The organism is Ornithinibacillus proteolyticus (genome assembly GCF_039581225.1).
Lineage (GTDB): Bacteria > Bacillota > Bacilli > Bacillales > Amphibacillaceae > Ornithinibacillus > Ornithinibacillus massiliensis.
In genome coordinates this window covers 139754-157766 of record NZ_JBCPXV010000001.1, presented here as the reverse complement: position 1 = coordinate 157766, position 18013 = coordinate 139754, and the positions used below count along the sequence as shown (strand labels likewise).

The 18013-nt window shown below is 36.4% G+C and carries 23 protein-coding genes; all 23 read left to right on the top strand.

The genetic code is table 11. The features are described from left to right. Positions 1 to 5 precede the first annotated feature (5 nt). Positions 6 to 1397 (top strand): HslU--HslV peptidase ATPase subunit, encoded by a 1392-nt coding sequence (gene hslU, locus AAIB49_RS00815; protein ID WP_343456937.1) that lies wholly within the window; start codon positions 6 to 8, stop codon positions 1395 to 1397. Between the two features lie 25 nt (positions 1398 to 1422). Next, positions 1423 to 2202: a GTP-sensing pleiotropic transcriptional regulator CodY gene (gene codY / locus AAIB49_RS00810; RefSeq protein ID WP_339215335.1), complete on the top strand. Its 780-nt coding sequence runs from the start codon at positions 1423 to 1425 to the stop codon at positions 2200 to 2202. Positions 2203 to 2696: 494 nt separating this feature from the next. Further along, positions 2697 to 3092: a flagellar basal body rod protein FlgB gene (gene flgB, locus AAIB49_RS00805; protein WP_343456936.1), complete on the top strand. Its 396-nt coding sequence runs from the start codon at positions 2697 to 2699 to the stop codon at positions 3090 to 3092. A gap of 3 nt (positions 3093 to 3095) precedes the next feature. Beyond that, the gene (gene flgC, locus AAIB49_RS00800; RefSeq protein WP_343456935.1) at positions 3096 to 3554 is read left to right on the top strand and encodes a flagellar basal body rod protein FlgC; all 459 of its coding nucleotides are present in this window, start codon (positions 3096 to 3098) and stop codon (positions 3552 to 3554) included. A gap of 47 nt (positions 3555 to 3601) precedes the next feature. Continuing rightward, positions 3602 to 3868 carry a flagellar hook-basal body complex protein FliE gene (fliE, locus tag AAIB49_RS00795; protein WP_481857826.1) on the top strand — a complete coding sequence of 89 codons (267 nt, stop codon included), beginning with the start codon at positions 3602 to 3604 and terminating at the stop codon, positions 3866 to 3868. A gap of 125 nt (positions 3869 to 3993) precedes the next feature. After that, entirely contained in the window at positions 3994 to 5604 is a 1611-nt protein-coding gene (fliF, locus tag AAIB49_RS00790; RefSeq protein WP_339215328.1) for a flagellar basal-body MS-ring/collar protein FliF, read from the top strand. Positions 5605 to 5616: 12 nt separating this feature from the next. Beyond that, entirely contained in the window at positions 5617 to 6630 is a 1014-nt protein-coding gene (fliG, locus tag AAIB49_RS00785; protein ID WP_339215326.1) for a flagellar motor switch protein FliG, read from the top strand. Next, on the top strand, positions 6623 to 7366 hold the full coding sequence (gene fliH / locus AAIB49_RS00780) for a flagellar assembly protein FliH (RefSeq protein ID WP_343456934.1): 744 nt from the start codon (positions 6623 to 6625) through the stop codon (positions 7364 to 7366). Before fliG ends, fliH begins: the two co-directional genes overlap by 8 nt. Continuing rightward, the gene (gene fliI, locus AAIB49_RS00775) at positions 7363 to 8682 is read left to right on the top strand and encodes a flagellar protein export ATPase FliI (protein WP_339215323.1); all 1320 of its coding nucleotides are present in this window, start codon (positions 7363 to 7365) and stop codon (positions 8680 to 8682) included. Before fliH ends, fliI begins: the two co-directional genes overlap by 4 nt. 2 nt (positions 8683 to 8684) lie before the next feature. After that, positions 8685 to 9128 (top strand): flagellar export protein FliJ, encoded by a 444-nt coding sequence (fliJ, locus tag AAIB49_RS00770; RefSeq protein ID WP_339215321.1) that lies wholly within the window; start codon positions 8685 to 8687, stop codon positions 9126 to 9128. A 9-nt stretch (positions 9129 to 9137) separates the two neighbouring features. Then, on the top strand, positions 9138 to 9719 hold the full coding sequence (locus tag AAIB49_RS00765; RefSeq protein WP_343456933.1) for a MotE family protein: 582 nt from the start codon (positions 9138 to 9140) through the stop codon (positions 9717 to 9719). Positions 9720 to 9749: 30 nt separating this feature from the next. After that, a complete protein-coding gene (locus AAIB49_RS00760) occupies positions 9750 to 11036 on the top strand; it encodes a flagellar hook-length control protein FliK (protein WP_343456932.1) in 1287 nt (428 codons plus the stop codon). Positions 11037 to 11045: 9 nt separating this feature from the next. Next, positions 11046 to 11552: a flagellar hook assembly protein FlgD gene (gene flgD / locus AAIB49_RS00755; protein WP_343456930.1), complete on the top strand. Its 507-nt coding sequence runs from the start codon at positions 11046 to 11048 to the stop codon at positions 11550 to 11552. Between the two features lie 14 nt (positions 11553 to 11566). Next, positions 11567 to 11941 carry a TIGR02530 family flagellar biosynthesis protein gene (locus AAIB49_RS00750; RefSeq protein WP_343456929.1) on the top strand — a complete coding sequence of 125 codons (375 nt, stop codon included), beginning with the start codon at positions 11567 to 11569 and terminating at the stop codon, positions 11939 to 11941. A 78-nt stretch (positions 11942 to 12019) separates the two neighbouring features. Then, positions 12020 to 13117, top strand: a complete 1098-nt coding sequence (locus AAIB49_RS00745) for a flagellar hook-basal body complex protein (protein ID WP_343456928.1) — start codon at positions 12020 to 12022, stop codon at positions 13115 to 13117. Between the two features lie 61 nt (positions 13118 to 13178). Further along, complete coding sequence (locus tag AAIB49_RS00740) at positions 13179 to 13397, top strand: flagellar FlbD family protein (RefSeq protein ID WP_186868679.1); 219 nt, start codon at positions 13179 to 13181, stop codon at positions 13395 to 13397. After that, a complete protein-coding gene (fliL, locus tag AAIB49_RS00735; RefSeq protein ID WP_339215310.1) occupies positions 13390 to 13809 on the top strand; it encodes a flagellar basal body-associated protein FliL in 420 nt (139 codons plus the stop codon). The genes AAIB49_RS00740 and fliL overlap by 8 nt, the downstream gene beginning before the upstream one ends. A 31-nt stretch (positions 13810 to 13840) precedes the next feature. Beyond that, on the top strand, positions 13841 to 14839 hold the full coding sequence (fliM, locus tag AAIB49_RS00730) for a flagellar motor switch protein FliM (protein WP_339215309.1): 999 nt from the start codon (positions 13841 to 13843) through the stop codon (positions 14837 to 14839). Then, positions 14832 to 15989: a flagellar motor switch phosphatase FliY gene (gene fliY / locus AAIB49_RS00725; RefSeq protein WP_343456925.1), complete on the top strand. Its 1158-nt coding sequence runs from the start codon at positions 14832 to 14834 to the stop codon at positions 15987 to 15989. Before fliM ends, fliY begins: the two co-directional genes overlap by 8 nt. A gap of 21 nt (positions 15990 to 16010) precedes the next feature. After that, the gene (locus AAIB49_RS00720; RefSeq protein WP_339215306.1) at positions 16011 to 16373 is read left to right on the top strand and encodes a response regulator; all 363 of its coding nucleotides are present in this window, start codon (positions 16011 to 16013) and stop codon (positions 16371 to 16373) included. A 6-nt stretch (positions 16374 to 16379) separates the two neighbouring features. Next, positions 16380 to 17048, top strand: coding sequence for a flagellar biosynthetic protein FliO (locus AAIB49_RS00715; RefSeq protein WP_339215304.1), 669 nt, complete (start codon positions 16380 to 16382; stop codon positions 17046 to 17048). Further along, positions 17041 to 17706: a flagellar type III secretion system pore protein FliP gene (fliP, locus tag AAIB49_RS00710; protein WP_186868684.1), complete on the top strand. Its 666-nt coding sequence runs from the start codon at positions 17041 to 17043 to the stop codon at positions 17704 to 17706. Before AAIB49_RS00715 ends, fliP begins: the two co-directional genes overlap by 8 nt. 35 nt (positions 17707 to 17741) lie before the next feature. Beyond that, entirely contained in the window at positions 17742 to 18011 is a 270-nt protein-coding gene (gene fliQ / locus AAIB49_RS00705) for a flagellar biosynthesis protein FliQ (protein WP_339215302.1), read from the top strand. The last annotated feature ends 2 nt before the right edge of the window (positions 18012 to 18013 follow it).

Genomic DNA, 18013 nt, shown 5'->3' with positions numbered 1-18013 from the left:
GCATAATGGAGATGAACTATACTCCAAGACAGATCGTAAATCAACTGGATAATTATATTATTGGACAACAAAGTGCCAAGAAATCTGTTGCAGTTGCCCTAAGAAATCGATATCGCAGAACCTTATTAGATGAAAAACTCAAAGAAGAAATAGTCCCTAAAAACATTTTAATGATTGGTCCTACTGGGGTTGGGAAGACAGAAATTGCTAGACGTCTTGCGAAATTAGTTGGTGCCCCATTTGTGAAAGTTGAAGCAACTAAGTTTACCGAAGTTGGATATGTAGGAAGAGATGTTGAATCCATGGTCCGAGATTTAGTCGAAATGTCTTTACGAATGGTAAAGGAAGAAAAGATGAACGGAGTCATGGATAAGGCAAAAGAAGAGGCAAATAAAAAACTAGTAAAATTATTAGTGCCTCAAGTTAAGAAACAATCCACTATCTCCAATCCATTTGAAATGCTATTTTCTAATCAAGGCACTCAAGAGGATTCAGATGAGAGTGATAAGGATGAAGAGATTAAGAATAAACGCAGTAGAGTGGCACATCAACTTGCCATGGGGGAACTAGAAGACCATATTGTTACTATTGAAATGGAAGAAATTCCACCTTCCATGTTTGATCTATTACAAGGTTCAGGAATGGAACAAATGGGTATGAACATGCAAGATGCGCTTGGGCAATTTATGCCAAAGAAGAAGAAAAAACGAAAGCTTCCGGTTTCGGAAGCAAGAAAAGTTCTCATCCAACAGGAAGCTCAAAAACTTGTTGATATGGAAGAAGTTTCACAAGAAGCGATACAAAAGGCGGAACAGTCTGGCATTATTTTTATTGATGAGATTGATAAAGTTGCTGGAAAACTAGATAACTCTCCGAATGTATCACGAGAGGGAGTACAGCGAGACATCCTTCCGATAGTCGAAGGTTCTACTGTCGTAACGAAGCATGGCCCGGTTAAAACAGATCATATGCTATTTATAGCTGCTGGAGCTTTTCACATGGCTAAACCATCTGATTTGATTCCGGAACTGCAAGGTAGATTTCCGATTCGAGTAGAATTAGAGAAGCTTTCTGTAGAAGACTTTGTTCGAATACTAAATGAACCTTCGAATGCTTTACTCAAACAGTATCAAGCTCTATTAAAAACAGAAGGTATAAATGTAGTATTTACAGACAAAGCTGTAAATAGAATTGCAGAAATTGCCTATCAAGTAAATCAAGATACAGATAATATTGGTGCTAGAAGACTTCATACCATACTAGAGAAGCTACTAGAGGATTTATCCTTTGAGGCACCTGACGTTTCGATGGACACGGTTGAAATAACCCCAGAGTACGTCGATAAAAAACTGAGCACAATTGTTAAAAATAAAGACTTAAGTCAATTTATACTATAATAAATAAAATGGAGGAATCACTATCATGGAACTATTAGACCGCGCAAGAAAAATTAACTCGATGTTACAAAAAGCAACAGGTAAATCAGTAAACTTTAACGACATGGCAGTATCACTAACAGAGGTAATTAAGGGGAATGTGTTCATCCTAAGTAGAAGAGGGAAATTATTAGGATATGCCATCAATCAAGAAATTGAAAATGAGCGAATGAAACAAATGCTTGAGGAAAGACAATTCCCAGAAGAATATACAGAAGGATTATTCCATATTCATGAAACAACTGCTAACCTAGATATTAATAGTCAGTACACCGTATTTCCAGTTGAGAACAGAGATTTATTCAAGGATGGCTTAACGACAATTGTACCGATTATTGGTGGTGGAGAACGTCTTGGAACATTAGTCATCGGTAGATTAAAAGAATCATTTAACAATGATGACCTATTATTAGCTGAATATGGTGCAACTGTTGTTGGAATGGAAATTCTTCATGAGAAGACAGAAGAAATTGAAATGGAAGCTAGAAGTAAAGCAGTGGTACAAATGGCAATAAGCTCACTTTCTTATAGTGAACTAGAAGCTATTGATCATATCTTCGAAGAGCTTAACGGTAATGAAGGGCTTTTAGTAGCAAGTAAAATTGCTGATCGCGTAGGAATTACAAGATCTGTTATTGTTAACGCATTAAGAAAGCTTGAAAGTGCTGGTGTAATTGAATCACGCTCATTAGGTATGAAAGGTACTTATATTAAAGTACTAAATGATAAGTTCCTAGTTGAATTAGAAAAATTACGTTCTAGATAAATAACTAAAAAGAGCTCCTGGGTGGTTACCCCCAAAAGTTAGTTTTCTACTCTAACTTTTGGGATAGACCACTAAGGTAGCTCTTTTTTTATTTAGAACTTGAGCAGTTGACAATTAAGGAAATACATCTTCTATCCTGGCGTCGTTATACATTTATCTTCTAATAATCCTTCGATGAAAATAAGGTTAAACACCACATATTTACCAATAATTTCACATTCACATAGACATTAAGTACTAAGTCTTTAGTATAATTAGGGTGAGATTTTTACATTTTTCAACAATAGAATTGCCCTATTTAGGAAAGCGGTGCCATAATTATTAACGTATTTTATAGTTAAATATACCTAGTATTACACTCCTGTTTTGCTTATAAGACCAGAAAACTGTCGAATTTTGATAGACTTTGTATCGCATATAAATTACAATGTTCGTAGAGAAACGATTATTTGTGTCGGTCTTTAAAAAATAGTAAACATAAGGAGGTTGCAATGATGGATTTGTTTAGTGGAACAATTAACACGTTACAACAATCACTTAACTACGCTTCGATTAAAAATCAGACAATAGCTTCCAATATTGCGAATGTAGATACTCCAAACTATAAGTCCAAGGAAGTGGTCTTTAAAGATGTACTTCAAGGTGAACTTTCCAATACGTTAACAGCTAAGCGAACAAACCCCAAACATTTACCGTTTGAACACGAACAACATTTGTCTTATAAAATTGTTCAACGAAATAACACGTTCTATAACCATAACGGAAATAACGTGGATATTGATAAAGAGATGGCTGAATTAGCAGAAAATCAAATTTATTACCAAAGTCTAGTAGACAGAATTAACGGCAAGTTTAATAGTTTACAAACCGTAATTAAGGGAGGTAGGTAATCCATGTCTATCTTTAACGCCATGAATGCTAGTGCAAGTGCACTAACAGCACAACGCTTAAGAATGGATGTCATATCATCCAATATCGCAAATGCAAATACGACAAGAGCAACAGTAAATGAAAATGGTGAGGTAGAACCATATCGTAGAAAGATGGTAGAGGTAGAGCCTTCTGACCGTAATTTTCGTACTTTTTTAAATAAGGCAACGAATAATACCTCCAATAATCCTGCGAGTGGTGTGAAAGTCACTGGTATTGTAGAGGATGAAGAGCCATTTAAATTAGTTTACAATCCAACACATCCAGATGCTAATGAAGCTGGTTATGTACAAATGCCGAATGTTGATCCACTTAAAGAAATGGTTGATTTAATGAGTGCGACAAGATCATATGAGGCCAATATAACGGCACTAAATGCTAGTAAAAGTATGTTGATGAAAGCTTTAGAAATTGGTAAATAAGGAGAATAATAATGAGTTTATCGATTAACGGATTACATAATTCAACAATGAACATAGCGAATGGTAAACAATCTATGACACCTGGTGAAGCACAAGCGAACTTCGCTAACTTGTTAAAGAACTCGATTCAAAATGTTAATGAATTACAAGTAGAATCTGACAAAAAGACAGAGGCACTTGCTATGGGACAAATCAATGATTTACATGATGTTATGATTACTGCACAAAAAGCGAGTGTAACACTGCAAGCTACAGTTGAAATTCAACGTAAGGCAATTGATGCATACACCGAGATAATGAGAATGCAAGTATAAAAGGTGTTCTATTAATGTATATCGGATTAACTTAATGGTCTTTTAACAAAAATATAAAATTAATAACTTGACTTATTATGAAGGTTTTGGTTATTAATTTGTTTTCGAATTTGGCGGGGGAGTACATGAACAACGATAAAATAATGAAATTAAAAGAAACGGCAACAACTTTTTGGTCAAGCCGGTCAAAAGGTCAAAAAAGTTTAATAATTGGTTCTTCGCTTGCTGTGATTGCTTTAATAGCAGTTATTTCATTATTTGCGACGAAATCAGATTACGTGCCATTGTATAAAAACTTATCATTACAAGAAGTTGGGCAAATTAAAACGGAATTAGATACTAGAGGAGTTCCGTATGAATTAGCCGATGGCGGTACTACTGTTTCTGTTCCAAAAGAGCAAGCCGATAGTCTGTTAGTAGACTTAGCGGGGCAAGGGATTCCTAATAGTGGCAATATTGATTACTCCTTCTTTAGTGAAAATGCTTCATGGGGGATAACAGATAACGAATTTAATGTGATGCACTTAGATGCGATGCAAACGGAGTTAGCGAATTTGATTACAAGAATTCAAGGGATCAATAATGCTACTGTAATGATTACCATGCCTAAGGAACCTATTTTTGTTAGTGAGCAGACACAACCAACAGAAGCTGCCATCATAATAGAAACTGAACCGGGGTATCAGTTTGAGGGTAATCAGATCAAAGCACTATATCAGTTAGTGTCTAAAGCAGTACCGAATTTACAACCTGAAAATATCAGCATTATGAATCAATATTCCGAGTTTTACGACATGAATAACGAAAATAGTAATGGATTCCAAGATGCCTATACATATCAACAAACGGTAAAGCGTGACATCGAAAGGGATATTCAAAGAAGATTACAGCAAATGCTTGGCACGATGGTTGGAATGGACAATGTCATCGTTTCTGTAACTGCAGATATTGATTTCACACAGGAAAACCGAGTGGAGGAGATTGTGGAGCCAGCAGATCCTGAGAATATGGAAGGTTTACCAGTTAGTATCGAAACGATTCGTGAAACGTATTCTGGTGCTGGAGCAAATCAAGTTGGAGGAGTTCAAGGTACTGGCGATGAAGACATTCCAGGATATCAAGGTGCTAATGCTGGTGATGATGGAGAATATGAATATATTAAGGAAACAGTTAATAATGAATTCAACCGAATTCAAAAAGAAATTATCGAAAGTCCTTATAAGGTCCGTGACTTAGGGATACAAGTTGCGGTGGACAGACTAGATTATGAAGGTAATAGATTAAACGCAGCACAAGAAGATGAAGTTAGAAATAGTATCAATGATATTTTAAATTCGATTATCGCAACATCGATTGATCCAGGATTTCAAACGGATGATCTAGCTGATAATCCCAATAATCCTAGAACGTCAATCGTGTTCCAAGAATTTAGTGGCATGAATACTCCAACAATTGATCCTGGATTTAAGATTCCAGTCTGGATGTATGTAGTAGGTGGAGTATTGCTTATAATCATTATTATCTTAATTATTCTATTATTTAAGCGAAAGTCCAACGAAGTAACGGAGGAGAATCGTGAGGAAGCAATTGCAGTGGAGTCTGTTAATACTGTTCCAGATTTAGAAGTGGAAGAAGCAACAGAAACAATTCAACGTAGAAAACAATTAGAAAAAATGGCGAAAGACAAACCAGAAGAGTTTGCGAAGCTATTACGTGGATGGATAGGAGAAGATTAGGAGGTATGAAAGATGGCTAGACAACAATCGCCACTAACTGGAAAACAAAAAGCAGCAATTCTCTTAATCTCTCTCGGACCAGATGTATCCGCCCAAGTGTATAAATATCTAACAGAGGAAGAGATTGAGAGACTAAGTCTTGAAATATCATCTGTGAAAAAAGTTGATACGAACATGAAAGAGGAAGTACTTGAACAATTTCACCAAATAGTACTGGCACAGGATTATATCTCACAAGGCGGTATCGGATATGCCAAAACAGTGTTAGAGAAAGCCTTTGGTGAGCAAGAGGCGAGCAATATAATCAACCGATTAACTTCTTCATTACAAGTAAGGCCATTTGATTTTGCGAGAAAAGCGGATCCACAACAAGTATTGAATTTTATTCAAAATGAACACCCACAAACTATTGCATTAGTGTTATCTTATTTAGATCCGGAGCAAGCAGGACAAATACTATCTGCATTGCCACAGGAAATGCAAGCAGATATTGCACGACGTATAGCGACAATGGATTCTACTTCTCCAGATATAATTAGTCAAGTAGAAGAAGTGTTAGAACGAAATATTTCTTCTTCGTTTACAGAGGATTATACACAAACTGGTGGTATCCAGTCTGTGGTGGAAGTATTAAATGGAGTAGATAGAAGTACAGAAAGAACTATTTTGGATGCGTTAGAAATTCAAGACCCTGAACTTGCTGATGAGATTAAGAAGCGTATGTTTGTATTCGAAGATATTGTTATCCTTGATAACCGTGCAATTCAGCGAGTTATTAGAGAAGTGGAAAACGAAGATTTACGCCTTGCACTGAAAGTTTCTAGTGATGAAGTGAAAGATATTGTCTTTAAAAATATGTCACAACGTATGGCAGAGACATTTAAAGAAGAAATGGAATTTATGGGTCCTGTTCGATTACGTGATGTAGAAGAAGCGCAAACACGTATAGTTGCCATCATTAGAAGACTAGAAGATATTGGTGAGATTGTTATAGCACGCGGTGGAGGAGACGATATCATTGTCTAATACTCAACCAAGTTCCAAAAAAACAATTCAAATTATTCCTATTCAAAAAAAGCTATCAGAACAAATAGTAATTAGTTCTGAAGAGCAATTGCAATCCGAGCTAGATCAATTAAAAGTGGCTCAAGATGAATTAGAATTAGTAAAAAAACAACGAGAAGATTTAATTGCAAATACAGAGCATGAAATTCAGTCAGCAAAAGAAGCTTGGCAACAGGAAAAACTAGAATTAATGGAGCAAGCTAGACAAGAAGGATTTCAAGCTGGCTTTGAACAAGGTAAGGTGGAGAGCCTTGAGCAATATCACCACCTTATTGATCAAGCCAATGGTATTATCGAAGCTTCCAAGCTGGATTATCAGTCAACCGTGGAAAAAAGTGAAGAAACGATTCTAACACTTGCCGTACATGTCGCCCAAAAGATAATCAAGCAAGAAATCGACAAGGAACCAGAGTTGTTTTTACCGATTGTAAAAGATGCTATTTCGACGATTAAAGATCAGCGTGAAGTAACCATCTATTTACATCCAGAGAATTATGAGTATATCCTTTCTCAAAAAAATGAGTTAGAAAAAATATTAGAGTCAAAAGCGGTCCTTTCTATTTATATTAACGAAGCATTAGAAGTTGGGAGCTGTATGATAGAACATCCATTTGGGAAAATTGATGCGAGCATTCATACACAATTAAGTAAAATTTACGAAATTTTACAGGAAGTACTACTGGAGCAAAAAGCATGAATATAGAAAATTACCTTAATAGGATTGCAGAAGCTGATGTATATAAACGTTTCGGGAAGGTCCAACGAGTAGTAGGAATTATGATAGAATCTGTGGGACCTGCAGCGAATATAGGAGAAGTATGTTATATTCATCCGGGTTTAAACAAAGGTAAAAAGCCAGTACTTGCGGAGGTTGTAGGATTTAATAATGAGAATATTATACTTATGCCTTACAACGAAGTTTCGGAGATTGGACCAGGGTGTTTAGTAGAGTCTACTGGAAAACCACTAACTGTAAAAATAGGCAGAAGTTTAATAGGAAATGTCATTGATTCATTAGGGAGACCATTAGATGGTTCAGAACTGCCAAAAGGTTTATCCAATTATTTAACAGAACAGGCACCACCAAATCCAATGTCTCGACCAACAATAAAAGAACCCATTCAGGTTGGTGTGAAGGCGATTGATTCTATGCTAACTGTAGGTAGAGGTCAACGAATAGGATTATTTGCTGGTAGTGGTGTAGGGAAAAGTACACTACTTGGTATGATTGCTAGAAATAGTAAAGCAGATATAAATGTCATTGCACTTATTGGGGAGCGTGGGCGAGAGGTAAGAGAATTTATTGAAAAAGACCTTGGTCAAGAAGGGTTACATAAATCGATTGTTGTTGTAGCGACATCCGATCAACCTGCTTTAATGCGGATTAAAGGAGCATATACTGCAACCGCGATAGCAGAGTATTTCCGTGAATTAGGCTATAACGTAAACCTTATGATGGACTCTGTAACTCGTGTAGCTATGGCACAAAGGGAAGTTGGATTGGCTACAGGAGAACCGCCAACAACGAAAGGGTATACGCCATCGGTTTTCTCTATTTTACCAAAGCTATTAGAACGAACAGGTACTGATAAAAATGGCGCAATAACTGCTTTTTATACCGTGCTAGTAGATGGTGATGATATGAATGAACCAATTGCAGATACAGTTCGAGGTATTTTAGATGGACACTTTGTCATGGATCGTAAGCTAGCAGAACAAGGACAGTATCCTGCAATCAACATATTAAAATCCATTAGTAGGGTTATGAATCAAATTGTTTCCTCTGATCATCAAGAATTAGCACAAAGGGCACGGGCGCTAATAGCAAAGTATGAAGACAATAAAGATTTGATACAGATTGGTGCCTATAAACGAGGCACGGATCATGAAATCGATCGAGCGATTCTATATTATCCAAAGATCATGACATTCTTAAAACAAGGTGTCTATGAAAAATTGTCGTTAGAAGAAACAATTGAAAACTTGAGAATGGTGCTTAATGGAGGTAATTGATCATGGCAGGGACGCAAGTCTTATCCAAAATATTGGATATACGCGAAAAGGAAAAGAAAGATGCCCAGCTTGCTTATCATAAGTCTGTTGATGCTTTCGAAGAAATAGGAACGAAACTATTTAAGCTACTACAAAAAAAAGAGGCAGCCGAGGCGGTTTATGAAGAGTCATTAAGCTCTAATATGCATATTGATTTCATTCAAGATCAACTGGCTTACATTGCTAGATTAGAAAAAAATATTCAAGCGTTACAAGTTCAGGTTCAGCGAGCAAGGCATAACATGGAGTCTAAGCAGGCACTACTATCTGAGGCCCATGTAGAAACGAAGAAATTTGAGAAGATTATTGAATTTCGCAGAAACGAATCATTGACACAATTAAAACAAGCGGAAGAATCGTTTATGAATGAAATATCTATTCAACAATATCTTAGTCACAAAAAATAGGTGATAGAAATGGTAGAGCAAAAAGTAGTTAAAGAAAAAGAAAAAATGAATCCTATCTTATGGTTCCTATTTGCCATCGTTATACCTGTTATTATCGCTATTACGCTAACAGTAATTGTATTATCGCTAGCTGGGGTAAACGTAATAGATTGGGCGAAAAATACAGGAAGTAATATCCCTGTAATATCGTCCATGATTCCAACAGATGAAAAAGTTGCGGAAAAAAAGGAAGAAGAAAACTATCAGGCAACGATTGCTTCTAAAGATGAAGAAATTGAACAATTGAACCAGGAAAAAGCAACTTTAGAAAGCTCCATAGAGCAATTAGAGCTTACCATTACTAAATTGCAGAGGGATTTGGATGCAGCTAAGCAGACAACAGAAGAGGATTCTAGTAAATCTATTAAGCAAATGTCGAGCTCTTTCAAAGAAATGAGAAGTGAACAAGCTGCAATCATACTAGAACAACTAGACCGGGAATCGGCTTTTACTATATTAAGTGAGATGTCTAATAAAGATCGTGGAGCTATTTTGGAAAATATGAATCCAGACTCAGCTGCAGCTATTACGAAACTTTTTATTGATCAATAAGCGCACTTGTTTTGAAAGGGGGTGAAAGATGTGAATGCGATTAACATGGTATCACAGACACTACGTCATGTATTGGACAATTCAACTCCTCATGACAAACAGGCGAATACATCTTCATTGTTTACTATGTTATTACAACAACAAGGAAACATGATGAAGAATGACTCATCTCTGGAGACAAAATCGGCCGGTAAAGAAACAATAACGTTAGAAGCATTACTAGAAGGAATGGATATAGAAGATAATGAGTTAAGTGACATAACAACAACACAAGATCTTACTGTATCAACGGGGACCGTAATGGAACCACTTGATTTGGAACAGCTACGTCTTCGTCTTATTGGCTATCATCCTAATATTCTAATTCCAATGGAAGTAGAATCCGTTAATAAGGATGAGCAAGTAATCGATGAGATAGAACAATTGGATGAGTCGGCGCTGGTTGTTGTACAACAAAAGTTAGTCGAAGTATTTACTAAGTTTGAAAGCTTAGTTCGAGATGCTTCTTCTGAGGAAGAGTTTAAAAGGATAGCTCCAAAATTATTGGATTTGCTAAAGCAATGGACTTCACTAGAAAAAGACTTAAGCAATCTTGAAAAACAAGCGAAATCGATAGAACTGACTGGCACGAAAGAAAACCAATTATGGAAAGAATTAGTTATGGCATATCAAAACCGTGCTACGTTTTCCAATAAACTCCAATATCAAAACGATGCACAAGTTACGACAAAAGATGTTGTGAGATGGCTAGAAAATGCACTACATAATCAACAGGGCTCAGAAAACGTAATGCCAAGTCAGAACACTAGCTTTTCAAGTCATACGTATGTACCTAAGCTAGAACAATATGTCATTTTCGTTAATCAAAACGCGAGTGGACAAGTAGTAGAACAACAATTGATGGAGCAATTTCATCAGGTTTTAAAAACAAGTAAATTCTTATCGATGCCAAATGGGATGAATCAACTTTCCATTTCCCTAAGGCCTGAAAATCTTGGAGAAATGATGATTCGTTTAACTGAAATGAATGGTGAAATGACAGTTAAGATTGTAGTAAGTACTCAGGCTGCTAAAGATATGCTCGAGTCCAATATTAATCAATTGAAGCATATGTTTTCCCCACAGCAAGTCGTGATTGAACGACAGGATGTAGGAGCTGGACAAGGACAAGCACAAACAAAGCAGGGAGATGAACAATCTTTACAAGGTCAACATCAAGACCAATCAGATGATATGGATCACCAGCAAGAAAGTAATCACAGTGGAGATGACTTTGAAGCAAGGTTAGATGAATTGATTCGAAATATGGAAGTGTAGGTGAATAGCATGCCAACAATAGATCCTTCTCTATATTTAAAAAATCAATCGACAACAAGAGAGGCTCCAGATAATAATCTTGGAAAAGATGATTTTTTAAAAATACTAATGGCACAATTACAAAATCAAGACCCAACGAATCCAATGGATGACCGGGAGTTTATTTCACAACTTGCTCAATTTTCAGCATTAGAACAAACCATGAATATGGCAACTGCTATTAATCAATTAGTTCAGAGTCAACAATTTAACCCTATTGTTCAGCATAGTCATTTAATCGGGAAAACAGTCTCTTATCGGAATTATGACCAAGAAGCAGACAAATGGCTACCACTTCAATCTAGTGAGGTTGTTGCAGTCGGTCTAGAAGAAGGTTATGCAGTTCTTCAATTAGCTAACGGGGACAAGGTGTTTGCAGAATTTATTTTAGGAATAAAAGAAACAGAGCAGAACACCGATGAAGACTCAACTAATGAGCAAGTAGATAATGAAAAGGATAAGGTCGGGTCTGAATAAAGGAAGTGAAGATTATGGATCACCGAATTCATCAAATTCCTAGTCAACAGGCGTTACAATTTCCGACAATAGCAAAGAGTAAAACGAATGATCAAGGACTGTCTTTCAAGTCGATTCTTAAAGAACAACAAGAGCTAAAAGTCAGCAAGCATGCTAGTGATAGATTGCAAGAAAGAAATATTCATTTAAATGATACACAATGGAAAATCATTAATGAAAAAGTTACCGAAGCAAGAGCAAAGGGAGTTACAGATTCCCTTGTTGTGATGAATAATACAGCCCTCTTAGTTAGTGCGAAAAACAACACAGTAGTGACAGCAATGAATTTGGATGAAGCCTCTAATCGAATATTTACTAATATTAATGGAACCATTCTTATAAACGACTAGGCTGGACCCTTATGGGAAGCCAAAAGCTGTTGACTGATTGATACAGCTTCAATTAAACCGAAAAAGGGGAGTATGAAAATGTTACGTTCAATGTATGCTGGTATTTCTGGAATGAAAAATTTTCAAACAAAATTAGATGTAATTGGGAATAACATTGCCAATGTTAACACATCAGGCTTTAAGAAAGGTCGTGTAACCTTTCAAGATATGATGAGTCAGATGACATCTGGTGCACAAGGTCCAACTGCTACTCGAGGTGGAATTAACCCAGCACAAGTTGGTTTGGGGGCGCAATTAGGTTCTATCGATAATATTCATACCCAAGGTTTCCGTCAAACAACAAATAATCCACTAGATTTTGCTTTAGAAGGAGATGGAATGTTTGTTGTACAGGATGGTGCTGCAACTTATTATACTAGAGCCGGTAATTTCTACCTTGACCAAGATGGGTACATTGTAAATCCACAAGGTATGTATCTAATGGGATATGGAAGAATTGAGGGAGAAGGACTTACTGCAGAAGATGAGCAAGGTAACTATGTTGAAATTTCTACTATTAATGGAGTAACTTCTATAACGCTCGTGAACTCAGACTCTCAAGGGAATGTATTTGATAATGTTACTCCTGAAGTTGGGCTAGGCGAGGATGGAGAAACAATTGAAACGTACACAACAAATTGGGGAGACGTTATTGTTACCACAGATCTCAATGGTGAAATCACAGTGGAATTACCAGAATCCATAGGTGGTCAAACTGTAACAGGAAGTCTAGTTGAAGTATCTGGAATTGATTATAATGTTACAGGTCCAATTAGTCTTCCGGAGAATGCACAAAGCTTTAGTGTACAGAAGGATGGAACGGTTAACTTTGTTGATGAAAATGGAAATCCCCAAGTCGCAGGTCAAATTGTACTTGCTAATTTCTCAAATCCTGCAGGGCTTGAAAAAGCAGGAAGCAATCTCTTTTTAAATAGTACAAACGCTGGATATACTGGTCTAATTATTCCAGAGACAGACGGTGCATCTATTATCAGTGGTGCTTTAGAAATGTCTAACGTTGATCTTGCTGAAGAGTTCACGGAAATGATTACAGCTCAGCGTGGATTCCAAGCAAATACTAGAATTATTACAACATCGGATGAAATCCTACAAGAGCTCGTTAATTTAAAACGATAATAGGGAGGTAGGATGATGTCTTAGGGGGGGATTCCCCTCTACAGACATCTTCTTCCAATTTATGATAAAACTGAAACGACTAAATGGTGAATCTTTTACAGTGAATGCTTTTATGATTGAACAAATTCAATCATACCCAGATACAACGATTACGTTAATCAATGGAAAAAAAGTAGTGGTAAAAGAGACAGAAGAAGATGTAACAGAACGTATAACAGCTTACTATAAGCGGATTGGTATTATACATTCACTAAGTGAGGTGAAAAATTCAATTGAGTAAACTTGTTAAAACGATGCTAATTTCATTAGTAATTATTATTTTAGTAGGTGTTGTTGGAGCAGTAATTGTCCTCAATGTACTAGACAAGAAAGATAAAGATGGAGAACAAAGTATCGATGAGATTGTTGAATATTCTTATCAAACACCTGAAATTACAACTGACCTTAGTGATGGTAGCTTTGTTCGTATTCAATTTCAAATCATAACAGATGGTAAGCATGCAAGAGAAGAGCTCTCCAAGCGTGAATTCCAAGTTAGAAACATACTGATTAAGGAATTAGCGAAAATGGATGAGGAAGAATTTAAAACAGGCCTTTCCGAGGTTGAGGATACGCTTAAACTGGAGCTAAATGAACTCATGACGGAGGGCACCATACAAGATGTTTATACAATCAATAAAATATTACAGTAGACTAAATACTCCTATATGGAGGTGAGTATCTTTGGCAGATGAAGTTCTTTCGCAAAATGAAATCGACGCACTATTATCAGCTTTAACAACAGGTGATATGGATGCAGAAGAACTAAAAAAAGAAGAAAGTGAAAAAAAGGTTCGTGTCTATGATTTCAAGCGAGCGCTACGATTTTCAAAAGACCAAATTCGTAGTATCGGAAGAATTCATGAAAATTACGCAAGGCTATTAACGACTTTATTTTCATCACAACTGAGGAGCTACGTGAATATTACCGTTGCATCAGTTGACCAAATTCCGTATGAGGAATTTATCCGATCTATTCCTAAAGTCACGGTATTAAATCTTTATAATGTATCGCCATTGGATGGACGCATTATTATGGAGGTTAATCCGAACATTGCTTACGGGATGTTAGATAGATTACTAGGCGGTAGAGGAGATTCAATCAATAAAATTGATAATCTAACCGAAATAGAAACGATATTAATCTCTCAGTTATTTGAGAAGGCCACAGTCAGTTTAAAGGAAGCATGGGCATCCTTAATTGATATAGAGCCAGAACTAGAAGATATGGAGATTAATCCTCAGTTTTTACAGCTAGTATCACCCAATGAAACAGTAGTCGTTGTCTCTTTAAATACGGCTATTGGAGAAGTAAGTGGCATGATTAATATATGTATCCCGCATATTGTTTTAGAGCCTATTATCTCAAGGCTATCTGTTCAATATTGGATGCAAACCTCCACGAAAAAACGGGATCCAGAGGCTAGTGATAAACTGGCGAAGAATATTGAGAAGGTTCCGGTTGATGCGAAAGCAATTCTTGGTGAGACAACGATGAGTATCCAGCAATTTTTAGATTTAGCTTCACAAGATGTGATTGCGTTAAAACAACCAATAGATCAACCATTAATTCTAAAAATAAATGATGAACCTAAATTCCACGTACAGCCTGGTAAATACAAAAACAAATTATCTGTTCAGGTGTTGGAAGAAATAAAGGAAGGAGTTGAAGGAAATGAATGATGGAATGCTTTCCCAGGATGAAATTGATGCTCTATTAAATGTTGGTGCGGATGATGACTCCGAAGAAAAAACAAATGATGCATCTGAAAGCTCGATCGATATGAGTGATTATCTCTCATCTATAGAAATTGATACACTGGGTGAAATTGGAAACATTTCATTTGGAAGCTCTGCTACTACGCTTTCAACCCTATTAAATCAAAAAGTAGAAATTACGACACCAACGGTATCGATAATTCCTAAATCTCAAGTAGAAGAGGCATTTCAGTTTGAACATGTAAGTGTTCAAGTAAATTATGTAGAAGGTTTTACTGGAAAGAACGTACTAATTATTAAAAAAGAAGATGCTGCCATTATATCTGATATTATGCTTGGCGGAGATGGGTTAGGCCCATTTGGAGAGTTAAATGAGATTCATTTAAGCGCAGTACAAGAAGCGATGAATCAAATGATGGGTGCGGCGGCAACAAGTATGTCCACTGTTTTCGCTAAACGTGTTGATATTTCACCACCGTCCATATCGCAAGAAAAATTACCAGGTGCAGAAGATGACAGTACAGCAGATGTGTATGTAAAAGTTTCTTTCCAACTCCAAGTTGGGAGCTTAATAGATTCTAACATTATGCAGCTAATGCCAGTTCCTTTCGCGAAACAATTAGTTGATGAATTATTGAATAATAGTCAGGAAAGCCAATCGGAATCAGCTGTGGCAATAGAGGAGTCCGTTATTTATCAGGAAACAGCACCAGTACAAGCTAACAATGCGACTTTTACTAGAGAAGTGCCACCGGAGCCACAATTAATCGGTAATTCGATGAATCAAAACCAGGCGAATGTACAACAAGCTGAATTCTCGACTTTTGAACAGCAAAGCCAAACGGTAAGTCAGCCTAGGAATTTAGATATGTTACTTGATATCCCTTTAAAAGTAACAGTAGAGCTAGGAAGAACTAGGCGTACGGTAAAGGATATACTTGACTTAACTGCAGGTTCTATTATTGAATTAGACAAATTAGCTGGGGAACCAGTAGATATTTTAGTAAATGAAAAATTAATAGCTCAAGGGGAAGTAGTAGTTATTGATGAGAACTTTGGTGTTCGAGTGACGGATATCATAAGTCAATCTGATCGACTTATGAAGCTGAAATAATCATTCTAGGAGGAATTTGACATGAGTAAACGCATTTTAATTGTAGATGACGCAGCTTTTATGCGAATGATGATAAAGGATATTTTAGTAAAGAACGGTTTCGAAGTAGTTGGGGAAGCGCAAGATGGCGTTCAAGCGGTTGAGCTTTTTAACGAACTGAATCCAGATTTAGTAACGATGGATATTACGATGCCGGAAATGGATGGTATTACGGCTTTGAAAAAAATTAAAGAACAAAGTCCAGCTGCCAAAATTATTATGTGCTCTGCTATGGGACAACAAGCGATGGTTATTGATGCAATCCAAGCCGGAGCAAAGGATTTTATTGTGAAACCATTCCAGGCTGATCGAGTAATTGAAGCAATCCAGAAAGCATTGGATTAAGAAACGGTGAGGAAATTGGGTATAAAAAGTAGTGCGGGGATTCTGCTTGGTTTATTACTATTCCTAATAGTATCCCCTTTAACTGTTTTTGCTGATGGTGATATGGTTATTGATCAATATGATGACAATCAGGATCAGAATAAACAGGAGTCAGAAGAAGAATCCCCCGTTAACTTAAGTCCTAACCAAAGTATTAGTTCTGATAATGGTTCATTAGTTTTTGATTTAGTTAAAATGGTTTTTGCTTTGTTTCTCATTCTTGCATTAATTTATTTCGTTTTAAAGTTCTTAAACAGACGTAATAAGCTTTTCAATCAGGTGAAGGCTTTAGAAAATCTTGGTGGAATAGCAGTTGGTCCTAGCAAATCAATCCAAATTATTCGTGTTGGAAGTAAGGTATACCTTGTGGGTGTAGGGGAGAATGTTCAACTTTTAGAAGAGATAGAAGATGAGGGAATGAAAGAAGAAATTCTAAGTAGCTATAACCAGCAATCTGATTTCAAACCAGAAAACTTGCTATCACTTCTTCAACGAAAAGACAAGCAAACAAATGAGAATACGAATGATACGAACGCAAATTTTAAAAATTTATTCTCTAATGAGTTAGAGAAACTGAAGGAAAATAGAAAAAAATTAGTGAATAAGCATACCGAGAAGGAAGATATCCATGAATGAATTTATCGATATGTTTTCTGGTTCCGACCCTACAAATGTTTCAACATCGATACGGTTAATCCTGTTGCTAACGGTATTTTCCTTAGCACCGGGGATTTTAATCTTAATGACCAGCTTTACTAGAATTGTTATTGTTCTATCATTTGTTAGAACATCACTGGCGACACAGCAAATGCCACCGAACCAAGTGTTAATTGGTTTAGCTTTATTTTTAACGTTTTTTATTATGGCACCTACTTTTAGTGAGGTTTATCAACAAGGGTTACAACCATTATTTAATGAAGAAATTACACTGGATGAAGCATATGACCGGGCTAGTGAGCCCATTAAGAACTTTATGGCTAAACATACAAGGCAGAAAGATTTAGCACTCTTTTTGAGTTATGCCGAAATTGAAGCGCCGGAAACTATACAAGATATTCCACTAACCGCTTTAGTGCCAGCTTTTGCGATTAGTGAATTGAAAACAGCATTTCAAATGGGCTTTATGATTTTTATCCCATTTCTTATCATTGATATGGCGGTTGCCAGTATTCTTATGTCAATGGGGATGATGATGCTACCACCTGTAATGATTTCATTACCATTTAAAATACTTTTATTCGTAATGGTTGATGGTTGGTATTTAATTACGCACTCTTTATTGTCAGGTTTCTGACGTCTTTAAAATAGGGGAAAGGAGGGGTTATGGATTTGAGTAGTGAATTTGTATTATCTCTAGCAGAAAAAGGCATTTATACGATACTTCTCATAACAGGTCCATTATTAATATTGGCACTTGCTGTTGGTTTACTAGTTAGTATATTCCAAGCAACTACACAAATTCAGGAACAGACCCTTGCTTTTATTCCTAAAATTGTAGCTGTTTTAGTTGGATTGTTATTTTTCGGTCCTTGGATGCTGTCCACCTTGGTAGAATTCACGGCGGATTTATTTCAAAATTTAAATCGGTTTGTAGGGTAAAT

Coding starts and splice junctions, on each gene's coding strand:
- hslU (WP_343456937.1), top strand. CDS start 6: ATGGAGATGAACTATACTCCAAGACAGATCGTAAATCAACTGGATAAT.
- codY (WP_339215335.1), top strand. CDS start 1,423: ATGGAACTATTAGACCGCGCAAGAAAAATTAACTCGATGTTACAAAAA.
- flgB (WP_343456936.1), top strand. CDS start 2,697: ATGGATTTGTTTAGTGGAACAATTAACACGTTACAACAATCACTTAAC.
- flgC (WP_343456935.1), top strand. CDS start 3,096: ATGTCTATCTTTAACGCCATGAATGCTAGTGCAAGTGCACTAACAGCA.
- fliE (WP_481857826.1), top strand. CDS start 3,602: ATGAACATAGCGAATGGTAAACAATCTATGACACCTGGTGAAGCACAA.
- fliF (WP_339215328.1), top strand. CDS start 3,994: ATGAACAACGATAAAATAATGAAATTAAAAGAAACGGCAACAACTTTT.
- fliG (WP_339215326.1), top strand. CDS start 5,617: ATGGCTAGACAACAATCGCCACTAACTGGAAAACAAAAAGCAGCAATT.
- fliI (WP_339215323.1), top strand. CDS start 7,363: ATGAATATAGAAAATTACCTTAATAGGATTGCAGAAGCTGATGTATAT.
- fliJ (WP_339215321.1), top strand. CDS start 8,685: ATGGCAGGGACGCAAGTCTTATCCAAAATATTGGATATACGCGAAAAG.
- AAIB49_RS00765 (WP_343456933.1), top strand. CDS start 9,138: ATGGTAGAGCAAAAAGTAGTTAAAGAAAAAGAAAAAATGAATCCTATC.
- flgD (WP_343456930.1), top strand. CDS start 11,046: ATGCCAACAATAGATCCTTCTCTATATTTAAAAAATCAATCGACAACA.
- AAIB49_RS00750 (WP_343456929.1), top strand. CDS start 11,567: ATGGATCACCGAATTCATCAAATTCCTAGTCAACAGGCGTTACAATTT.
- AAIB49_RS00745 (WP_343456928.1), top strand. CDS start 12,020: ATGTTACGTTCAATGTATGCTGGTATTTCTGGAATGAAAAATTTTCAA.
- AAIB49_RS00740 (WP_186868679.1), top strand. CDS start 13,179: ATGATAAAACTGAAACGACTAAATGGTGAATCTTTTACAGTGAATGCT.
- fliY (WP_343456925.1), top strand. CDS start 14,832: ATGAATGATGGAATGCTTTCCCAGGATGAAATTGATGCTCTATTAAAT.
- AAIB49_RS00720 (WP_339215306.1), top strand. CDS start 16,011: ATGAGTAAACGCATTTTAATTGTAGATGACGCAGCTTTTATGCGAATG.
- fliP (WP_186868684.1), top strand. CDS start 17,041: ATGAATGAATTTATCGATATGTTTTCTGGTTCCGACCCTACAAATGTT.